This window comes from Devosia litorisediminis, from assembly GCF_018334155.1.
Lineage (GTDB): Bacteria > Pseudomonadota > Alphaproteobacteria > Rhizobiales > Devosiaceae > Devosia > Devosia litorisediminis.
The window spans coordinates 1,243,043-1,263,128 of record NZ_JAGXTP010000001.1 but is presented as its reverse complement, the minus strand read 5'-3'; the positions used below and the strand labels follow the sequence as shown (position 1 = coordinate 1,263,128).

General features: G+C 60.1%; 17 protein-coding genes and 2 tRNA genes. 5 read left to right on the top strand and 14 right to left on the bottom strand.

The window, feature by feature from the left end; genetic code table 11:
- Position 1: 1 nt before the first annotated feature.
- The 7 genes from KD146_RS06065 to KD146_RS06035 all read right to left on the bottom strand — a co-directional run bounded on the left by KD146_RS06065 (position 2) and on the right by KD146_RS06035 (position 7,489).
- A complete protein-coding gene (locus tag KD146_RS06065) occupies positions 2-1,129 on the bottom strand; it encodes an HlyD family secretion protein (RefSeq protein WP_212657818.1) in 1,128 nt (375 codons plus the stop codon).
- The gene (locus tag KD146_RS06060) at positions 1,126-1,599 is read right to left on the bottom strand and encodes a MarR family winged helix-turn-helix transcriptional regulator (RefSeq protein ID WP_212657817.1); all 474 of its coding nucleotides are present in this window, start codon (positions 1,597-1,599) and stop codon (positions 1,126-1,128) included. Before KD146_RS06060 ends, KD146_RS06065 begins: the two co-directional genes overlap by 4 nt.
- Before the next feature lie 160 nt (positions 1,600-1,759).
- Positions 1,760-3,652: a bifunctional sugar phosphate isomerase/epimerase/4-hydroxyphenylpyruvate dioxygenase family protein gene (locus KD146_RS06055; RefSeq protein WP_212657816.1), complete on the bottom strand. Its 1,893-nt coding sequence runs from the start codon at positions 3,650-3,652 to the stop codon at positions 1,760-1,762.
- Positions 3,653-3,663: 11 nt separating this feature from the next.
- Positions 3,664-4,959 (bottom strand): TRAP transporter large permease, encoded by a 1,296-nt coding sequence (locus KD146_RS06050; protein ID WP_212657815.1) that lies wholly within the window; start codon positions 4,957-4,959, stop codon positions 3,664-3,666.
- On the bottom strand, positions 4,952-5,467 hold the full coding sequence (locus tag KD146_RS06045; protein ID WP_212657814.1) for a TRAP transporter small permease: 516 nt from the start codon (positions 5,465-5,467) through the stop codon (positions 4,952-4,954). Before KD146_RS06045 ends, KD146_RS06050 begins: the two co-directional genes overlap by 8 nt.
- Before the next feature lie 57 nt (positions 5,468-5,524).
- Positions 5,525-6,517 (bottom strand): TRAP transporter substrate-binding protein DctP, encoded by a 993-nt coding sequence (gene dctP, locus KD146_RS06040; protein ID WP_212657813.1) that lies wholly within the window; start codon positions 6,515-6,517, stop codon positions 5,525-5,527.
- A 66-nt stretch (positions 6,518-6,583) separates the two neighbouring features.
- Complete coding sequence (locus tag KD146_RS06035; protein ID WP_345790749.1) at positions 6,584-7,489, bottom strand: shikimate dehydrogenase; 906 nt, start codon at positions 7,487-7,489, stop codon at positions 6,584-6,586.
- Between the two features lie 174 nt (positions 7,490-7,663).
- Here KD146_RS06035 and KD146_RS06030 point away from each other — a divergent pair, with 174 nt between their 5' ends.
- From KD146_RS06030 to KD146_RS06020, 3 genes are all read left to right on the top strand, one after another.
- On the top strand, positions 7,664-8,353 hold the full coding sequence (locus KD146_RS06030; RefSeq protein ID WP_212657812.1) for a TetR/AcrR family transcriptional regulator: 690 nt from the start codon (positions 7,664-7,666) through the stop codon (positions 8,351-8,353).
- A 350-nt stretch (positions 8,354-8,703) separates the two neighbouring features.
- Entirely contained in the window at positions 8,704-9,639 is a 936-nt protein-coding gene (locus KD146_RS06025; RefSeq protein ID WP_212657811.1) for an alpha/beta hydrolase, read from the top strand.
- Complete coding sequence (locus KD146_RS06020; RefSeq protein WP_212657810.1) at positions 9,636-10,118, top strand: DUF3237 domain-containing protein; 483 nt, start codon at positions 9,636-9,638, stop codon at positions 10,116-10,118. The genes KD146_RS06025 and KD146_RS06020 overlap by 4 nt, the downstream gene beginning before the upstream one ends.
- Before the next feature lie 219 nt (positions 10,119-10,337).
- Here KD146_RS06020 and KD146_RS06015 read toward each other — a convergent pair whose 3' ends face one another.
- Complete coding sequence (locus KD146_RS06015) at positions 10,338-11,369, bottom strand: AraC family transcriptional regulator (RefSeq protein ID WP_212657809.1); 1,032 nt, start codon at positions 11,367-11,369, stop codon at positions 10,338-10,340.
- 159 nt (positions 11,370-11,528) lie between these two features.
- On the opposite strand from KD146_RS06015, the gene KD146_RS06010 reads away from it, so the two are divergent.
- A complete protein-coding gene (locus tag KD146_RS06010) occupies positions 11,529-12,188 on the top strand; it encodes a DUF4386 family protein (protein ID WP_212657808.1) in 660 nt (219 codons plus the stop codon).
- A gap of 392 nt (positions 12,189-12,580) precedes the next feature.
- On the opposite strand, the gene KD146_RS06005 is transcribed toward KD146_RS06010, so the two are convergent.
- The 5 genes from KD146_RS06005 to lon form a co-directional block, all read right to left on the bottom strand.
- Positions 12,581-12,657 (bottom strand) — tRNA-Asp (locus KD146_RS06005).
- Between the two features lie 262 nt (positions 12,658-12,919).
- Positions 12,920-12,995, bottom strand: a tRNA-Val gene (locus KD146_RS06000).
- Between the two features lie 131 nt (positions 12,996-13,126).
- On the bottom strand, positions 13,127-13,399 hold the full coding sequence (locus tag KD146_RS05995; protein ID WP_212657807.1) for an HU family DNA-binding protein: 273 nt from the start codon (positions 13,397-13,399) through the stop codon (positions 13,127-13,129).
- A 209-nt stretch (positions 13,400-13,608) separates the two neighbouring features.
- Entirely contained in the window at positions 13,609-14,865 is a 1,257-nt protein-coding gene (locus KD146_RS05990) for a TCR/Tet family MFS transporter (RefSeq protein WP_427857047.1), read from the bottom strand.
- Between the two features lie 174 nt (positions 14,866-15,039).
- Positions 15,040-17,475, bottom strand: coding sequence for an endopeptidase La (gene lon, locus KD146_RS05985; protein WP_212657805.1), 2,436 nt, complete (start codon positions 17,473-17,475; stop codon positions 15,040-15,042).
- Positions 17,476-17,897: 422 nt separating this feature from the next.
- Between lon and rocF the strand changes: the two genes are divergently transcribed.
- Positions 17,898-18,869 carry an arginase gene (gene rocF, locus KD146_RS05980; protein WP_212657804.1) on the top strand — a complete coding sequence of 324 codons (972 nt, stop codon included), beginning with the start codon at positions 17,898-17,900 and terminating at the stop codon, positions 18,867-18,869.
- Between the two features lie 5 nt (positions 18,870-18,874).
- Here rocF and KD146_RS05975 read toward each other — a convergent pair whose 3' ends face one another.
- Complete coding sequence (locus KD146_RS05975) at positions 18,875-20,008, bottom strand: citrate/2-methylcitrate synthase (RefSeq protein WP_212657803.1); 1,134 nt, start codon at positions 20,006-20,008, stop codon at positions 18,875-18,877.
- Between the last annotated feature and the right edge of the window lie 78 nt (positions 20,009-20,086).

The window sequence follows — 20,086 nt, the reverse complement described above, 5'->3', positions numbered from 1 at the left end:
GCTATTGGCCCCGGAGCTTGTCGATCGTGGAGCGCCCAGTATCGACCGTGACCTTGGCGCTCATCCCGGTGCGCAAGACAACTGAAGCCCGTTCAGACAATACAATACGCACCGGCACGCGCTGCACTACCTTGACCCAATTGCCGGTGGCGTTCTGCGCCGGGATCAGGGCAAATTCAGACCCTGTCGCCGCGCCAAAGCTGTCCAGCGTGCCGTGCAGAACATCTGGATAGGCATCGACATGGATTTCGACCGGTTGACCAACTTTGAGCTCAGCCAGTTGGGTCTCCTTGAAATTGGCTTGGATCCAGGTGTCGTCGGTTTCAACCAACGCCGCGATCATTGCGCCTGCGGCGATGAACTGGCCGACATTGAGGCTCGAGACATTTGAAATAATCCCACTCGCCGGGGCGACCACAGACGCCTTATTCAGATTGCGTCCAGCCTGTTCGACCGACGCCAATGCTGCCAGAACAGCAGGATGGGCATCTGTTGCAATCGCTGGGTCACCCGCAAGCGCCGCAATGGCTGCTGCGACCTGCTGCTGGCCCAAGTCCACAGCGCTCTGCGCCTGCTGTACTGCCAACTTGGAATCATCGAGTGAGGCATCGGCGGTTAGCCCCTGTGTCACCAAGGCATTCTTGCGGTCAAACGCGGCCTGACGAATTGCCAGCGTGTCCAGACTGGCGTGGAGTTGCGCCTGTGCGGTGCCATAGGCGATCTTGAGCTGCTCGACATTGACCCGAGCTGAAGCCAGCGCTGCATTGGCCTGACTCAACGCAATCGAAAATGGCTGCGGATCAATGGAGAACAGCATATCGCCAGCGCTGACGATCTGGTTGTCATGGACGAGCACCTCGGCGACACGACCAGACACATCCGCACTGATTGATAGCTTGGATTGCTGAACATAAGCGTTGTCGGTTTCTTCGAAGCGCCCGCCGGTGAGCCAGAACCAGGCTCCTGTGCCAATGATCAAGAGCGGGATGACGGCCATCAGGATCAGTCGCCGTGGGCCGCCACCCTTTTGGGACGGCGCATTGTTCTGTGCTGCTTTATTAGCGGGAGCCACAGCGTCAGGCGCGGTTTTTGAGATGTTTTCCCCTGAAGCGGGAGCGCGGGTGTTCATTCAGCAGGCTTTCCGATTTCGACAATGCTGGGTTCTTGGGCGGAGAGATTGGTGCGGATGCGCATCAGGCTTTCGGTCAGTGCCTGGCGCGCCTGCTCGTCCAGCCCCTCTAGCGCTTGGGAAAAGACCTGCGCCGCGACATCCTGTGACTGGGCCATTAGCGACTGACCGGCGGGCGTCAGTCGGGTCTGCTTGGCGCGACTATCATCGGGATGCACGATACGCTCGATCAGACCGCGCTTGTCTAGACGGTCAAGAATGCCACTCAACGTCATGGCATCGCAGTCGATATATGCGGCCAATGCCACCTGAGTAATGCCATCCTGCTTGTGAATGGTGACCATGGCTCGCCATTGCGCCAGCGTCAGGCCGTGTCGTTTCGCTTCCTCTTCAAACCGCCGGCGTAACAGCCGCGTGACCTCGTGCAACAAAGTACCAATGGACGGTTTCCATGGGTCGGTGGCGTCCATGCAGAGTTTTCCGTAAGTACACTTATAATATGCACGCTTATGTTGTACCCAGCACCTTGTCAATCGACGTTGCCCCCCGTAGGGCAGCCCCAGCCCACTCTAGGCAGGCCTGGTTAGCAAGTGAACTTGTCTGTATGTCGGCCCCGCCATTGGCGAAGTTCTAGTGGCGGGGCATTGATGGCAGTCTGAGTTGACGCTTCTGCGCGGCTATGCGGAAGGGCGCATTGGCTGCGCCATAGCCACTATAGCCGCCGCGCCGCTCCACGATCTCAAAGAAGAAGCCTTCAGCATAGGTCTGACTATAGACCTGGTAGAACTCGCCACCCTCATCGCGGTCATAGAGCACACCGCTGGCAGACAACTGCTCGAGAAATCCATCGTCAAGCCCGAACCGGGCGGCCAGATCATCATAGTAATTGGGCGAGATCGCAAGCGGCACGAAGCCGCGCGTCTTGAGAACCGCAAGCGTGGCAAAGATGTCATTGCTTTGCAGCGCAATATGCTGGGCAGCAGACCCAAAACCCTCGGCGATGAAATGCCCCGCCAGGGTCCGCTGGTTCTCAGCGCCGTTCAGCGTGAAGCGGAACGAGCCATCGCTGTTTTCGATCGCTAGACTGCGCACCAGTCCCGCGGGATCCACGACATCCAGCGTTGGCGTTTTGCGCGTAGCAAACAGCGAATTGTAGAATAACTGCCAGGTCAGCATCTCGCTTGCGTCCATGGTCTGGGCAATGTGATCTAACCGGGTCAGACCTGCTTCCTCAACTGGAGACTGCGCATCGACCGCCTCGAATTCGAGCTCCCACACACCCGAGAGCGGGGCCGATCCGTCAATGAAGTGCAATATGCTGCCGCCCAGTCCGCGAATGGCGGGAATGGCAAGCTCCCCCGGTCCGGGGGCCTGTTCGAACACCTTGGCGCCCAGAGCCTTGGCGCGTTCCAGCGCCTCTGTCGAATTGTCCAGCCTCAGGCCGATGTCACACACGCCTGCGCCATGCACGATGTAGGAGGAATGCGCAAAACCCTCACGGTCCCGGTTGAGCAGGATGCGGATCTCCCCCTGCTGCCATACATCGATGTCCTTGGCACGGTGCCGGGCGGCATGCCGAAACCCCAGCGCGCTCAGGATCGCCACCAGATCGTCTGACTCCGCCTCGCCCACGGCAAATTCGACAAAGGCCACGCCCTCCACCTCTGCCGGCGGCGGCAGTCGCGCGGTCAGTGCAGCAACCGGCCCGTCGACCCGCTGCACGGCGTCCATCAGATTGCTTAGACTGCGCTTGCCATCCAGCGCAATCGATGCCGGTGAGCCTCCGCGAAACTGGTCATTGAAGATTTCGAGCGAAAATACATCGCTATAGCCTGTTGCCAGCACGGCTCGCGTAAAACCGGTGACATCAAGATCCCCCTGTCCTGGCATATTGCGGAAATGCCGACTCCAATAGAGCAGGTCCATATCGATCAGGGGCGCATCGGCCAGCTGCACAAAAAATATCTTGTCTGCTGGGATCGAGCGGATCGAATCCACCGCAATGCCGCGCGACAGCGTATGAAAGCTGTCCAGTATCAGGCCCACATTGGGGTGATTGGCGCGCCGCACGATCTCCCAGGCATCGCGGTGATCATTGATGTGCCGGCCCCAGGCCAGGGCCTCATAGCCCACGCGCAGCCCGCGCTTGGCCGCGCGCTCCCCCAACTCGGCAAAATCGGCGGCCGCGCGGTCGATCCCGCCCAGCGCCATTGGCGACACATTTGAACAGATCAACACGAGATCGGCGCCCAGCTGTTCCATCAGGTCAAACTTGCGTTCGGCCCGGTCAAACACCCGGCTCCGGGCCGGTTCTGGCATGCCCTCAAAATCACGAAACGGCTGAAACAATTGAATTTCCAGCCCGTGATCGCGCACCATCTTGCCCACATCGGCCGGGCTGCTTTCAAAGGCTAGAAAATCATTCTCGAAGATCTCGATCCCGTCGAACCCGGCATTGGCGATGGCGCTGAGCTTTTCGCGCAAGTCGCCGCTGATCGATACGGTGGCAATGCCGGTTTTCATGGCAGTTCTCCTCAGCCGCGATAGCCAAGCAGGCGTGGCAGAAACAAAACGAAGTCGGGAACGAAGGTGATGATCCCCAAGGCGATGAACAGGGCCCCCAGAAAGGGCAGCAGTTCCCGAATGATGCGCCCCACGGGTTGCCCGGTAATGTTGGCAACCACAAACAACAGCAGGCCATAGGGTGGCGTGATCAGCCCGAGCATGGCGTTGACCACCACCACGACACCGAAGTGCACCAGATCAATACCCATTGCCTGGGCGGTCGGGATGAAAATCGGCACGATGATCAGCAGGATCGCGCCGCCCTCCAGCACACAGCCCAACGCCAGCATCAGCAGATTGATGGCGATCAGGAAGCCCACTGGCGACAGGTCAAACTGCTGAATGAACATGGCCAGGCTCGCCGGCACGTCCTGACGGGTAATCACGTAATTGAACGCCAGGGCCCCTGCGATCAGAATACCCACCGCAGCGGTCGAGCGCGCACTGTTGAGCAGCGTCGTATAGAACTGCCCCGCCGAAACTGAACGATAGACCACAACCGAGATCACCAGCGCATAGGCCGCAGCCACCGCCGCCGCTTCGGTTGGCGTCATGATGCCCCCATAGATGCCCCCGAGCAGGATCAGCGGCAGCAGCAGCGCCGGGATCGCCCGGAAGGTGACGCCCGGCAGAGCCTTGAGGGGCACCACTTCATCGCGCGGAAAGCCGCGTTGCTTGGCAATCAGGCCATTCATCACCATCAGCACCACGCCCATCAGCAGGCCAGGCAGAATACCGGCCGCAAACAGGAAGCCGATCGAGGTGTCCGAGACCAGCGCATAGAGCACCATCGGAATGGACGGCGGAATGATCGGTCCGATCGTGGCCGATGCAGCAGTGATCGCCGCAGCATAAGCGGGGCTGTACTGCCCGTTCTTGGTCATCATGTTGATGATGATGCGGCCCATGCCCACGGCATCAGCGATGGCCGAGCCGGACATGCCCGAAAAGATCAGGCTGGAAAACACATTCACATGACCCAGCCCACCACGGAACCGGCCCACCACCGCCTGGGAAAAGCGCAGGAGCCGATCCGCCAGCGAGCCCGCATTCATGATGTCGGCAGCCAGAATGAACAGGGGAATGGAGAGTAGCGTGTAGCTGTTGAACAGGCCCTGCAGCAGCGTTTCGGAGGCAATGGAGGTGTCAAAGCCGCGCCCCGCCAGAAACACGATTGACCCCACCAGCATGGCGATGCCGATTGAATAGCCGAACAGCGACAGCCCGACGATCAGCACGAGCGCCCAGACGAAAGGATCAAACATTCTCGGCAGCCTCGCTGCTGGCGGTTGGCCCATATCCCTGCCCTTTCAGGGCACGCCAGCAGGTCCGCAGACTGCGCACCACCACGGCCAGGACGAAGGGGATGTAAATGGCGAACAGATGATCGAAGCGGATCTTGAGAAAGGCCGTCCGCTCGATCTTCATGAAGGAGATGTAGTTGTAGATCTGCGGCAGCGACCACACCAGGATGCCTGCAACCACCGCAGAGGAGAGGAAGTCCATGGCGCGCTGCGCCGGCGTCGGCACGGCCAGATAGACAATATCGAGGCGGATGACCTCATCGTCGCGCAGCACAAACGCATAGCCGAACAGAATGCCCCACAACCAGGCAATGGTGACGAATTCCACCGTCCAGCCCAGCGGCAGGTTCAGAAAGTAGCGAAACACGATCTGGATCAGAAAGCTCGCGAACATGCTGGCGAGCAGCAGCACGATCAGCGCTTCCGCTATCCGGTGCAGTCTGCCCCACAGCAAGGCTAGGTGGCTCATGGTCATCCTCCCCGGAAGTGAAGCGACCCGGAATGCCCGGGTCGCTTCTGGCCCGCCCTAGAGGGCGTTGATCTTGTCCAGCAGACCTGCTGGCCAGTCCTTGGAGAAGTCCGAATTGACGTACATGTCCAGAACGTGGTCGCGGAAGGCTGTCTTGTTAGGCTCGTAAACGTCCAGCCCTTCGCCCTTGAAGAAATCGACAAGCACCGCCTCCTGTGCCAACGTTTCCTTGTCCAGCGCCGCCTCGAAGTTGAACGCGCATTCCTGCACCTTGCCCTGCTGCTCTGCGTTCATGCTGTCCCACTTGGACATCGAGATCGAGAACTGGTTGTTGGCGATCAGATGACCGGTCAGCACGATCTGGTCGGTGACTTCATAGAATTTCATCGACTTGTCGGCTGGCAGGGGATTGTCCTGACCATCGATCGCGCCGGTCTGGAGGCCGGTATAGACTTCGGTGAACGCCATTGGTGTCGGGTTGGCGCCCAGCGCCTCGCCCACGAACTGCCAGCCTTCGCCGCCCGGCATGCGCAGCTTGACGCCGGCCATGTCCTCAGGCGTCATGATCTTCTTGTCGCCACGCAGGTTGACGTGCCGCGTCCCAATATAGGGATTGGCCAGAACCTTGACGCCCGTTGCGCTTTCCACTTCGCCCCAAAGCTCGTTCAGAACGTCTGAATGGGTGACAGCACGCAGGTGATCATAGTCGCGATAAAGATAGGCAGCGCCCAGAATGCCGGTGGCAGGCACCTGATTCTGGAAGTCATAGATTGCCAGGCCGGCCATATCGAGATTGCCGCGCTGCATGGCGGTCAATTCGGTGCCCTGCTTGAACAGGGTCGCGCCGAAATAGGGCTTGAAGTCAAAACCGTCACCCAGGCAACCACCGAATTCGGTGCGCAGCAATTCGCTGCGGATATCCGATTCAGCAACGGTGTCGGAATAGATCAGCTCGACCTTGTCCTGCGCAAAGCTGGCAGTCGAAAGCATGCTGATGGCCAGAGCAGCTAGTCCGGTCATGATGGTCTTGTTGTCGACGATTGAACGCATTGGTTCCTCCCTTTTGCATCCGTCCCGGTCCAGCGGATCCGGGCATTTTCCTCCACCCGTACTGGGCTATGGAACTCTTGTCTCGAAGCCGTCGAATGTCGCGCGCATGGCATCTGCATCAGCAGGCCTGCCCGTGAACAGTTCAAACGCCTTCACGGCTTGAAAAACAGCCATTGAAGCGCCCGACAGGGTTCTGCACCCCAGGGCCCGGGCGCTTGCCAGCAGCTCGGTTTCCAATGGAAAATAGATGATATCGGCCACCCAGATGTCGGGGCGCAGCACCGAGCGGTCCACCGGCATGCCCGGCGTGGCATCCATACCGATCGGGGTGGCGTTGACGATGCCATCGAACCGCCGCGTCCCGATGCTCTCGAGCGATAGCGCCGCCGCATTGGCGCCCTTGCCATTCAACCGCGCCACCAGCGCTGTGGCACGCGCATGATCCAGATCGGCAATGAGCAACTCACCCACACCGCAGCCCACAAGGGCATTGGCCACCGCCGAACCGGCGCCACCAGCACCCAGTTGCACAACTGTCTGGCGCGGTGCATCGCCCATCTCAAGGTCAAAGCCCTGCCCAAAACCCCACAGATCTGTGTTGTAGCCACGCGACTTGCCCTTGCGGAGCACTACCGTATTGACCGCCCCGACACGCGCAGCACCATCATCGATCTCGTCGAGATGTGGCATGATCGCCTGTTTGTAAGGATAGGTGATGTTCAGCCCCGCGAAGCCGAACAACGCTGCCGCCTCCAGGATCTGGGCAATGCCGAGCGCGCTGTCACCGGCCATGGCGGCATCGATAAGCTGATAGGTATAGCGCATGCCGTGCCGCGCGCCCTCGACCTCATGCATACGCGGCGTGCGCGACCGCTGGATGTTGCGACCCACCAGACCAACGAGCACCGACGGACCGTTCTGAGCCGGCACGGCCTCGCCTACATCAGCGCTGACAGACTGGGTCAACTGCACGAAAACCTCCCCAAGACCGCCACCCCAACCTCTGGGGGCGATCTGCACACCTGCTCCGCCTTTGCTTTTGTCGTCGCGGCGGTTAACAAGGGTAAACACGTTGCATGCACTTTGTACGAACTGGTTAGTTTAGTCAACGGCGATGCAACGGGGCGGCAATTTGTGGTGGGCTTCATGAGCGAAATCGTTAGTAAAACCGGGAAAAAGGCGACCGCCAAAACCCGTGCACAAGACCCGGAAGGGACCAAACGCAACATCATTGAAGTCGCCATGCGCGAATTTGCAGACAATGGTCTGTCCGGTGCCCGGATCGACGAGATCGCCGCCAAGACCAATGCCTCCAAGCGCATGATCTACTATTATTTCGACGACAAGGACGGCCTGTACCTGCGTTGTCTGGAAGAGGCCTACCGCGTGGTGCGCAGCGGCGAGGTCGAGCTCAACCTTGATCACCTCAGCCCCACTGACGCACTGCGCCGCCTGGTCGAATTCACCTTCGAGCACCACAACAGTCATCCCGATTTCATTCGCATGGTGATGATCGAGAACATCCATAACGGCATGTTCCTCGAACGCTCGGTGACCATTCAGCAGCTCAATGCCACCGCCATCGACAATCTCAAGCGCATCTACCAGCGCGGCGTGGAAGCAGGCGTCTTCCGCAAGGGAATCGAGCCGCTCGACCTGCACTGGCACATCAGCGCGCTCTGCTTCTTCAATGTCTCCAACCGCGCCACTTTCAGTCGCATCTTTGAGCGTGCCATGGAGGGAGACCGCGAACAGGCCCGGTTGCGCAACCAGGTCGTGGCGATGATTCTCCGCTTCGTCATTGAGCCCACTGAACTGGCCGCAATCGCCCACTGATCGACCCGACCGCACCGGCAAGGTGATCGGCGCAGGCTCGCCTATTGCGGTATCGCCAACCAACGTCGCTCCCCCCCCCCTCGGCACGCGGCGTGGCCCGCGACTCCACCCCCCGGAATATCGGCACAAACCGCGCGACCGATCTTGCCGGGTCGTGAAGCCGTCGCACAGCTGCACGACCTGCCTATCCCAGGGCCTTTGCTCTGGCAGCGTCCCCTTTCTTTGCCCCCCGCACCCATCCCGCCTCGAAATATCCACACCAACCCTCCCGCACGCCCCATTGACATGTACGAACTGGTTAGTACGTTAAGATAAATGCCGCTCGACGCGTGTAACTGGGAGGAAGAGCCGTGCTGAACCCACAATTGGAACCGTTTCTGGCTGTCTGGAACGAAAAATGGAAACAGCTTCCCGCTGGGGCCAAGCCGGCTGATCGCCGCGCTCTGTTTGAAGTCATTGCCCGGGACATGCGTCTGCCCACGCCGCAGAGAGTAGAGACCGATGCCGAACACTGGATCCCCAGCGCGGCGGGCGATGTGCGGGTGCGCGTGTTCCGCCATGGCAACAATTCCACCCAGCCTTGCCTGATCTACATGCATGGTGGGGCCTGGATGCAGGGCAGCCCTGAGACCCATTGGGATATCACCAGCCGGATCGCAGCCGCCAACCGGCAGACCGTCATCAGTGTCGACTACGCTCTGGCCCCCGAACACCCCTTCCCTGCCGCCATTACCCAGTGTCAGGAAGTGGTGCGCTGGGTTGCCGCGAATGCGGAAAAGCTGTCCATTGACCCAGCCCGGATCGCCGTCGGCGGCGACAGTGCCGGGGCCAATCTGGCTGCCAGCCTCGCCCTGTTCTTCCGCGGCGGCGACATTGCCCTGAGCGGGCAATTGCTGGTCTATCCTGCTGTCGATTTCGAGATGCAGCGCCCCGCCTATGTCGAGAACGCCACAGCGCCTCTGCTCAGCGTCGCAGGCATGCCGGCGGTCAATGCTATGTACTGCCCCAACCCGGCCGATCTGCGCAACCCGATGGCGGCACCCATGCTGGCAGACAATCACGCTGACCTGCCGCCTGCCTATATCGCCGTGGCGCAGAACGACCCGCTGCGCGATGACGGGCTGGATTACGCCAAAAAACTGCAGGACTCCGGTGTCGCCGTGACGGTGGACACCGGTGAAGGGCTCATTCACGGCTACCTGCGCGCCATGGAATATTGCGAAGCCAGCCGCACCAGCCTGAGCGCCATGTGCGTCTGGCTGGACCGCATCAATTCCCGTCCATGACCTCCGCCCCGCCCAGCAAGCCCAGCCTGCCCACGCTGGACTATGCCTTCACCATCAGTGCGACGATTGGCCAGCCCATCAGCGCGGGTCGCCATGCTCAGGGCGAGAGGCTGCACATTCCCATTCTGTCCGGCCGGGTCGAGGGGCCGCGCCTGCAGGGCACGATCCTGCCCGGCGGCTCTGACTGGCCCCTGATCCGCCCTGATGGAACATCGGAAATTTCTGCCAGCTACTCCATGCGTGCCGACGATGGCACGCTGATATTCGTACAGAACCAGGGCCTTCGCGTCTCCTCGCCCGAGGTGCTCGCGCGCCTGCGCCAGGGTCAGCCCGTTGACCCCTCGGAGTACTATTTTTTCGCGACGCCGCGCTTTGACGCGCCCGATGGACCTCACCACTGGCTGCGCGACACCGTCTTCTTGTCGTCCATTGCGCCCAGTTCTGCGGGCATAACAATCGCTGTCTACGCAGTTCGGTAAGGCGTGAAATTCGTTAGTTCCTAGAGCTGCCAAAATGCCATCCCCTGACACTACCATTCTGCTTTGCGCCCCATTCCAGCCTATCGGTGTGCCTTCGGGCTTTCTCGACAGCGGTCAGTTCTGGGCACATGTTAAGATAAGGCATCATCGATAAGCGCCGAGCGCCATTAACGACGCAGCACCGTGATGCGGGGAAGTTCTATTGTCGCTTGCCGTCAATCAGGCCGAAGCCGCGAGCAATTGATCGCGATATTCGGTCGGGGTCTGCCCGGTCCAGCGACGGAAGGCACGCACAAACGAGGAAGCCTCCGAAAAACCCACCAGATAAGCCGCTTCATTGACGGAGACCTTGCGGGCGGAGAGATAGTCAGATGCCATGCGGCATCTCAATTCATCGGCAACCTCGGCAAACGTCGTGCCTTCCTGCTTGAGGCGGCGATAGAGTGTCGCCCGGCTCATACCGAGTTCGGAAGCGATCGCGTCAATCGAGGCTTCGCCCTTGTGAAGGCCAGGCATCAGTCCAGCTTCCACGCGTGCACGGATACTATCTTCTCTTGCCAGGTCCTGGAGCAGGGCGTCCGCCTTCTCGGAAAAAATGCCGAACACGTACCGGGACGTGTTCTCGAAAGGGCGCGAGAGCCATTCTGGTGCGATCTGCATTGCATTGCGCGTGCGTCCAAAAGTGATGGGGCATTGCAGCAATTGCTCAAGTCCGTCCGCGTGCGCCGGTTTGGCATGGGTCATTTCAATTCGCACGGCGAAAGGATGCTCGGGAAGGTTGCGCCTGAACTCGCCGATGAACCGTCCGAATGCAGCCTCGGTCAACGCAGGGCTTCGGTTCGGATCGGGCCTGTTGTCGATGATCCAGACTTCGCTGCCGTCCTGCGACACGCTGAACCGCGGGCCACTTTCCATAATGTCGATATCCACCATGAGAGTAGCGTAGCGGTTCAGCTGCTGCATCGCATCGGGCAGGGAGGCGGCGGAGCCAACGATCAACCCGACGACACTGATTTTCTCAAGTTGCGTCTCAACGGCGTGCTTTGCCAGCAAAGCCGGCTCACCTGTTTGAGAGATGAGCACATCAATGAGTTTCAGGTAGGTGTCAAAGCCGATGCGGTTGTCCTGATCGCGTAGCTCAGCCTCGGTCAATCCAACCTCTCCAAGGATGTCCGGCTGATGCAATCCCGAGCGTGTCGCGTATGCAGCAAGCGAGCGGACTAATCCTGCGGCAACGGTTGCGCGTTTCATCTGATCATCCTCGTTTGGGCTGGACCTTAACCAACATGACGCCCAAGGCCAACGACTTGAAACCAACGGTCATGCTCCTCTGGAGAGGCGTCGCCTATACCCCCACCATTCCACCATGGGGACGGTGATTTCGCCGCCCAAAATACAAAGGGTGCAGACATGTTTTCACTTCAAAAATGGGGCGCTGCGGCCGGATTTGGTGCCGCTGCCACCTATATTTTTGGTTTCATCCTCCTCCTCACAGTCCTCGCCGGATCCGGTTACGGTATGGCGGATGCCGATCCCGCCTCCGTCGTCTCCTTCGTGATCAACGAACAGACACTCATGACCAGCTGGTACACGATCATCTATGTGGTCAACGGCTTCCTGGTTGCCCTGCTGGCGGTCGCGCTCGCCGATATCTTCAAGCCGCACGCGCCGACGCTCTCTAGCGTCGTTCAGGTTTTCGGTGCGCTTTGGGCCACCCTCGTGGTCGGAGCGGGAATGGTCGCCAATGTCGGCAAGGAAGTCGTCGCTACCCAATACGCTTCCGACCCCGAGGGCGCCGTGCTGATGTGGCAAATCTTCTCGGGCGTTGAAAACGGTCTTGGCGGCGGTAATGAGATCGCCGGCGCCGTTTGGGCCATAGTTGTCGGTGCGGCCATGCTGCGCACCGCACTGATGCCGAAATCCCTTGGCTGTTTCAGCCTCGTGATTGGAGTGTCCGGCCTCTTGACCCTCATTCCCGCGCTGAATGACACAGCGGGCCCTGTGTTCGGACTTGGCTACATTGCCTGGTTCGTTTGGGTCGGGTTCGTGTTGCTGAACAGGAAAGCCTAAGGCTCCAGCAAGTGTCTTTTCTGTGCGCAAACCGAGTGCAGCTCCCCAAGCTGTGGGGTTGGCTAGCGATTTCGCAGCAACACGCCTCGAACTTTTTGGACCACTCGAGAAGCGCCGCCTGATGAACAGGCGCCGAACGGAAGCAGTTGAGGTAAACGCGGGGGACGCATCAGTCGAATGCTGGCGGCCAAGATGGGCAACTCGACTGACCAGAACCGAGAACTGCAAAAGGTGTAAATGCCAGTGACTATCGTCGCTGTACACGCCGCAGAGCACGCGCGACGAATCGCCCACAAAAACCAAGTGATGAACTAAGCGAGTTCAATAGTTGAAACTCGACCAACTCAAAAGTTGAAACTCTATCTAGAAAACACGCAGACCCTGAAAAAGGGTGGCGCGAGAGACGGGGCTCGAACCCGCGACCTCCGGCGTGACAGGCCGGCGCTCTAACCAACTGAGCTACTCCCGCAGCGGCGGCGACCAAGTCGTCCGCGCAACGTGGGGTTCGTTTACCGACCCCCTCCGATCAAGTCAAGCGACCAAATTCAGAATGATGCGACATTTTCAAAAATAAGCGCGACGCTGTGGAAATCATCCACAAAAACAGGCGCTACCGCATATTTCTTGAAGTGAAGTATCAAATCCGCACACCCCGCCGTCTCGCGCCGCATATCGCGATGTTGAGAACCCGGATTGTGCACCGGACCGGTGCATGAGGGAGGCAGGGGAAATGGTGGGCGATGACGGGCTCGAACCGCCGACATCTTCGGTGTAAACGAAGCGCTCTACCAACTGAGCTAATCGCCCGCATGGTCGATCACGACCAAAGCAAGGTGGCTCTGATTAAGGTCCCTGCCCGCTATCGTCAACCACCAAATGAAACGGCCCCGGCGGAAAACGCACGGGGCCGGTAACTGTACCAGTCTGAAGGACTGATCTTAGTTGATCGCGTCCTTCAGGCCCTTACCGGGCTTGAACTTGGCCTGATTGGAGGCCGGGATCTGAATCTCGGCGCCAGTGGCCGGATTGCGGCCGGTCGAAGCCTTGCGCTGCGAAACAGCGAAAGTGCCGAAACCGACGAGGCGGACTTCGTCGCCAGCCTTCAGGGTGTCGGTGATTGCGGCGAACACTGCGTCCACAGCCTCAGCGGCCTGTGCCTTGGTAATCGTCGCTTTGTCGGCGACAACGCCAACCAGATCGTTCTTGTTCATTGCGTTTCCTCAGAGTGAAATTGCCCGCCCTCGCTGGCAAAGGTTAAAACTCGGCAACCCTTGGTCGATTCTGAGTGAAACGCAAGGATTTCCGGGCTTCTCGCGAGGCCGAACGGTGCAACGCTGTTAATGGACCGGAAACAGCACCTCTACAAGTCCGCATTGTTGGTTTGCGCTGGTTTTCCGGGCTTTTCCGCTGGTTTTTGGCGTTATCCACTGCGCTTGGGCTGGACAATCACCCGGCGACGGATACCGAGCATAAGCGGCAAGGCCAGCAAATAGATCGCGGCCCCGATGATCCAGATTAGCCCCGGCCACGAGTCGCGAATGCCAAAATAGGCAAAACTGAAGAACAGCGGGCCGAACACTGCGGCCAGACTGACCAGACTGGCCAGCACACCCTGCAATTGTCCCTGCTTGTCCGCCCCGACCTGGGTCGTAATCAGAGACTGCAGCGCCGGCATGCCGATACCGCCCAGGGCAAACAAAGGCATGATGGCAAACACCACCCAGCCTTGCGTCGCCAGTCCCAGCACCGCCAGCGCGGCCATCTCGCACATCATCCCCACGATCAACGCCCAGCGCTCGCCCAGCCAGGCGACGGCCGGACCGGTGAGAAATGCCTGCGCCCCTGCATGGAACAAGCCATAGGCCCCCAGCGACAAGCCAATCATCATGCCGTTCCAGGCAAAGCTGTCCTCGGCGAAAAGCGCCCATAGCGTGCCATACATGCTGCCGACAAAATTCAGAATCACAAAGATCGCGATCAAGGGAATCAGCGCCACAAAGCTCAGCGCCCATTTCAGCGGCTTGAAGGGATTGAGGGCATCAAGATCAAACTTGGCGTCGCGCTGCCCTGCCCGGGATTCTGGCAACACAAACAGCGCCAGCGCAAAGTTCAGGCCATTGAGAACCGCCGCCGCTATGAACGGCGCCCGCACCCAGTAATCACCCAACACCCCGCCCAGCACGGGCCCGATGATGAAGCCGATACCGAACATGGCGTGGAACAGTCCAAACCGCTTGGCCCGTTCCTCTTCGCTCGATATGTCGGTGATATAGGCTGTCGCCACCGCCATATTGGCGCTGGTCATGCCCGAAATAGCCCGTCCCAGGACCAGCATCCACAACTCGGGCGCGACCGCCATGACCAGGTAGTCCAAGGCCGCCCCCGCCAGTGACACCAGCAATACCGGCCGACGCCCAAACCGGTCGCTCAATACGCCTAGCACGGGCGAGAACAGGAACTGGCAAGCCGAATACAGCGCCAGCATGATGCCCAGCAGAGTGGCGATCTCGCTGATGTGGCCGACATCGCGCAACAACGCAGGCAGAATCGGAAAAATCAGGCCGATGCCCACCGCATCAAGCAGAACCGCCGCCAGAATCACGATCAGCGCCTTGTTCACGGCCCAGTCCCTCAAGGGGCCACATGGCCCCGCCCAACATAGATGTACGCCACACATCTGGCTGACAAGGCCGTTCCTGCGCCTTTGTCGAAGCTGAGGTGCCCTGCCCGATTGAAGCCTCCGGGCGCAGGGATGATCCAAAACCGGCGTGGCATCACTTCCCGGTTCTGTCCCCCCAAACAAAAACGGCGGCCCCGAAGGGCCGCCGTTGGTTCTACAATCCAGTCCAGCCTAGTGCGGCAGACCCGATGCTGCATCATCTGCAGGGGCGGCCGGCTTGCGTGCCGCCTCGGCAGCAGCAGCTTCAAAATCCCACTCAATGGCTTCTGGCTTGCTGACAAGGGCGTGCTCGATGACCTGATCCATCCGGCTGACCGGAATGATCTCCATGCCATCCTTGACGATGTCCGGGATCTCGGCGAGATCACGCACATTCTCTTCAGGGATCAGCACCGTCTTGATGCCACCACGGAGCGCCGCGAGCAGCTTCTCCTTCAGGCCACCAATCGGCAGCACGCGACCACGCAGGGTGATCTCGCCAGTCATGGCCACATCATTGCGCACGGCAATACCCGTCATCACCGAAACGATAGCGGTCGCCAGGCCGATACCAGCCGATGGGCCATCCTTGGGCGTAGCGCCTTCTGGCAGATGCACGTGAATGTCACGCGTATCGAACATGGGCGGCTTGATACCGAAATCTATCGACTTGGACCGCACATATGCCGTGGCCGCCGTCAGCGATTCCTTCATCACTTCCTTGATGTTGCCGGTCACGGTCATGCGACCCTTGCCCGGCGTCATCACGCCTTCAATGGTCAGCAACTCGCCGCCCACCGATGTCCATGCCAGACCGGTTACCAGGCCGACCTGGGCCTCGGCTTCGATCTCGCCATGCTTGTAGATGTCAGCGCCCAGATATTTCGTCAGCTTCTCTTCGTCGATGACGATTGTCTTGACCTTGGTCTTGACGATCTCGGCCACCGCCTTGCGCATCAGCTTGCTGATTTCACGCTTGAGGTTACGCACGCCCGCTTCGCGGGTGTAGCGCTGGATCAAGGCGGTCAGCATCTCGTCGCTCAGCTCGAACTCGCCATGGGCCAGACCGTTTTCCTTCAGTGTTTCCGGAATCAGGTGCTGTTTGGCGATCGCGTGCTTCTCCTGCTCGGTGTAACCGGACAGGCGAATGATCTCCATGCGGTCCATCAGTGGGCCGGGAATGTTCAACGTGTTCGAGGTGGTCACGAACATCACATCGCTGAGGTCATAATCGACTTCGAGATAGTGATCGGCAAAGGTGTGGTTCTGTTCCGGATCGAGCACTTCGAGTAGTGCCGACGACGGGTCGCCACGGAAATCCTGGCCCATCTTGTCGATTTCATCGAGCAGGAAGAGCGGATTGGACTTGCCGACTTTCTTGAGGGACTGGATCACCTTGCCAGGCATGGACCCGATATAGGTCCGGCGATGGCCACGGATCTCGGCTTCGTCCCGCACGCCGCCCAGCGCCATGCGCACGAAGGCACGACCAGTCGCCTTCGCAATCGATTTGCCCAGTGAGGTCTTGCCGACGCCCGGAGGGCCAACAAGGCACAGGATCGGACCCTTCAGCGAGCCTGTACGACCCTGCACGGCAAGATACTCGAGAATGCGTTCCTTGACCTTTTCGAGCCCGTAGTGATCTTCGTCGAGCACCTTTTCAGCCAGAACCAGGTCGCGCTTGACCTTGCTCTTCTTGCCCCATGGCAGGCCGAGCAGCGTGTCGAGATAATTGCGTACCACGGTGGCTTCAGCCGACATCGGGCTCATGGCCTTGAGCTTTTTCAGCTCGGCTTCAGCCTTGAGCTTGGCTTCCTTGCTCAGACGGGTCTTGGCGATACGCTCCTCGATCTCGGCGATCTCGTTGGAGCCCTCTTCGCCATCGCCCAGTTCCTTCTGGATCGCCTTCATCTGCTCGTTGAGATAGTACTCGCGCTGGGTCTTCTCCATCTGCCGCTTGACGCGGCTCCGGATGCGCTTTTCTACCTGCAGGACGCCGATCTCGCCTTCCATCAGACCAAGAATCTTCTGGAAGCGGTCAATGACCGAAATGCTCGAAAGCAGATCTTCCTTCTCGTGGATCTTGATCACCAGATGGCTGGCAATGGTATCGGCCAACTTGGAGTGGTTTTCGATCTGCCCGACGGCAGCCACCACTTCAGCCGAAATCTTCTTGTTCAGCTTCACATAGCTCTCGAACTCGGTCAGCGCCGAGCGCGACAGCGCCTCGATCTCGACCGCGTCCTCTTCGGGCTCGGGCAGAATTGATGCCTCGGCCTCAAAATACTCTTCCGTCTGCAGATAGCGATCAATGGTTGCGCGATGCAGACCTTCGACCAGAACCTTTACGGTGCCGTCGGGCAGCTTGAGCAGCTGCAGCACGGTCGCAATGGTACCGGTGTCGTAAATCTGATCGGGAGCCGGATCATCGTCCTGCGCATTCTTCTGGGTCACGACAAGAATGTGCTTATCGTCGCGCATGACGTCTTCAAGCGCTTTGACCGATTTCTCGCGGCCCACGAATAGCGGCACAATCATGCCGGGGAAAACGACGATATCGCGCAGCGGAAGAACTGGGTAAACGCGATCCCGGCTGGTTTCGCCGCCTGTGGGATTGACGTCCGTCATCTCGTATCCTTTCCGGGGCGCGCGGGAGGAAGGATTGGTGCGCGCCCTTAGTAGACAGCTCCAAACCTTAAGATTGGGCTGATTCCGGTTAATAAATAGGTCCGCCTAAGCCCGCTGCAAGTCAACCTTGGCGGAAAACCGACAGTTAATGCGCCCATGCACACAAGATATGCGTGCCAGCCCGGAAACACCCATGTGCCTTGGCTGCAAAGCGGATGCGAACAAGTCCGAATACCTTGTTCCCATGACGGGATAATTGGGGAGGCCAGCCGAACCGATCAAGCGCGTTGACGGCTTTGTGCACCCCTATCGCCACCAAAGCGGTTAACGGCGCAAATGCGCTTTTGCCTTGTCGCCCTAAGCCTGCATACTCTCGTCTCCCATCACGCACGCCGCACCCGCCGCCATTTTCAGGAAATCTCATGAGCCAAACGGCCAACACCGCTATCGATCTGATCGGCATCCCCTGCGACGCCGGCGCATCCCGGCGCGGCTGCATCATGGGCCCCGAGGCGATGCGCATTGCCGGACTTGCTGATGTTCTCGCCGATCTTGGGCACACCGTGGCCGAACGCGGCGATATCGAATCGGGCGGCGCGACCGAAAGCCCAGCCTGGCAGACACCGGACAGTCGCAAGGCCGAAGTGCTGGCACTGGCAGCCCGCAGCAGCCTGTTGGCTCTTGAAACCTTGCAGGAACAGCGCCTGCCCGTGTTCATCGGCGGCGACCACAGCCTCTCAATGGGCACATTGTCCGGCGTCGCCAAACACTGCGCAGCCATCAACAAGCCCCTTTTCGTGCTCTGGGTTGATGCGCATGGTGACTTCAACACCCCAGCCACCTCCGAGACCGGCAATATTCACGGCATGCCGCTGGCCCTGCTATGCGGCGAACCCGATTTCGGGCCGGAGTATTCCGGCGACTGGCGCGGTAGTGTCGACCCGCGCAACGTCACCGTGTTTGGTGCGCGTTCTATTGACCGTCCCGAACGTCAACTTCTCGAGCAACGCGGCGTCGATGTGATCGATATGCGGCGCATCGATGAGAGCGGCGTTGTGGCGCTGATGCGCGACGTGCTGGCCAAGGTCGAACAGGCCGATGGTCACCTCCATGTCAGCCTTGATGTTGACGTGATCGATCCCGGCATTGCCCCCGGCGCTGGCACCCCCGTTGCCGGCGGCCTCAGCTTCCGCGAGGCCCATCTGGTCATGGAAATGATCCACGATAGCGGCACCATGGGCTCGCTCGATATCGTTGAACTCAACCCCTATCTCGACAATGGCGGCATGAGCGCACGTCTGCTGGTCGATCTGACCGCCAGCCTGTTCGGCCGTCAGATCATGCCGCGGCAGAGCCGACGCCTGGGCATAGAAGCCACCACGCTCGGCATCTGAAACCGCTAGCGGTCGCCCGCAACCGCGACATAGTGCGCCCGAGGCCGGATCAACTGGCCGCTGGTGGCCTGCTCAAGCCCGTGCGCCAGCCAGCCGACACAGCGCGCCAGCGAAAACAGTACCAGCGGCGCGTCGCTGGGCAGATCATACGCTTCGGTCAAGGCCGCTAGGGCAAAGTCGATATTGGCCCGTTCGCCCGTGATCTTGGTGGCGGCGGCATGCAATGCCGCGAAATGTTCAGGCGGCGTAAAGCGCCCAAATAGCGCCGCCGCTCGGATGTCACCGTCGGGATAGAGCTGGTGCCCAAAAGCGGGCAAGGGCACGCCTTGCCCCAGCCGCGCCAAGACGGCCGCCTCGGCCCCGATGGCCTTGGCCTCTGCCCCCAGCGCCTGTGCGGCCTTGCCAGCACCGCCATGCAGCGGACCACTCAGCGTCGCCAGCCCCGACAGCACACCAGCAGATAGCGCAGCCCCCGTCGACACCGTCACCCGGGTCGCGAAGGTTGAGGCATTGAGTTCGTGATCCGCCAGTAGCACGAGCGCTCTGCGAATAATGTCAGCCGCCCCTGCCCGATCCCAGGAGATCGCCAGCGCAACATGTAACGGATCGGTTGCCGATCGCCCGCCCACCAGACTACTGGCCAGCGTCGCCAGGACCGAAATCGCCTCACTGCGCAAAATCGCTTCGGATCGTCCAATGCTGGGCGGATCGATGGCAGCGCGCTCAGCCATGGCCACAAACGCCGCCTGCAGGGATGGCGCCACCCCACGCGGGCGGGTCGGCAACTGGAAACCGTCAACCTCCCACAACAGGGCCGCCACCTGCTCCAGTGTGGCGCGCTCGGACAACTCGACAGCATCCTGCCCGCGATAGAGCAGTCGTCCCTCTTCAATGGTCGACAGGCTGGATGGCATGACGGGTTCGCCCCAGCGGATTGCCTCGGCAGCCACTGTTTCCTGACGCCGCCGCCCCGCAGCCCGCTTGGCCAGTCGCCGCACATCGTCGCCGCGATACAGGCTCTTGCGGCTGTCATTGGGGTCGCGCTTGGCCTTGATCCGGCCACGGCTGACATTGGCGTACAGGGTCTGCGGCTGGGTTCCCAGCAGCGTCAGAGCTTCGTTGGTGTTCAGCCAGTCCATCGCGTCACATTGATCCAATTGGTCAAGATTGACGTCAACTTAAACTCTCCTAGTTTGGCCAGCAACAACCACAGGAGA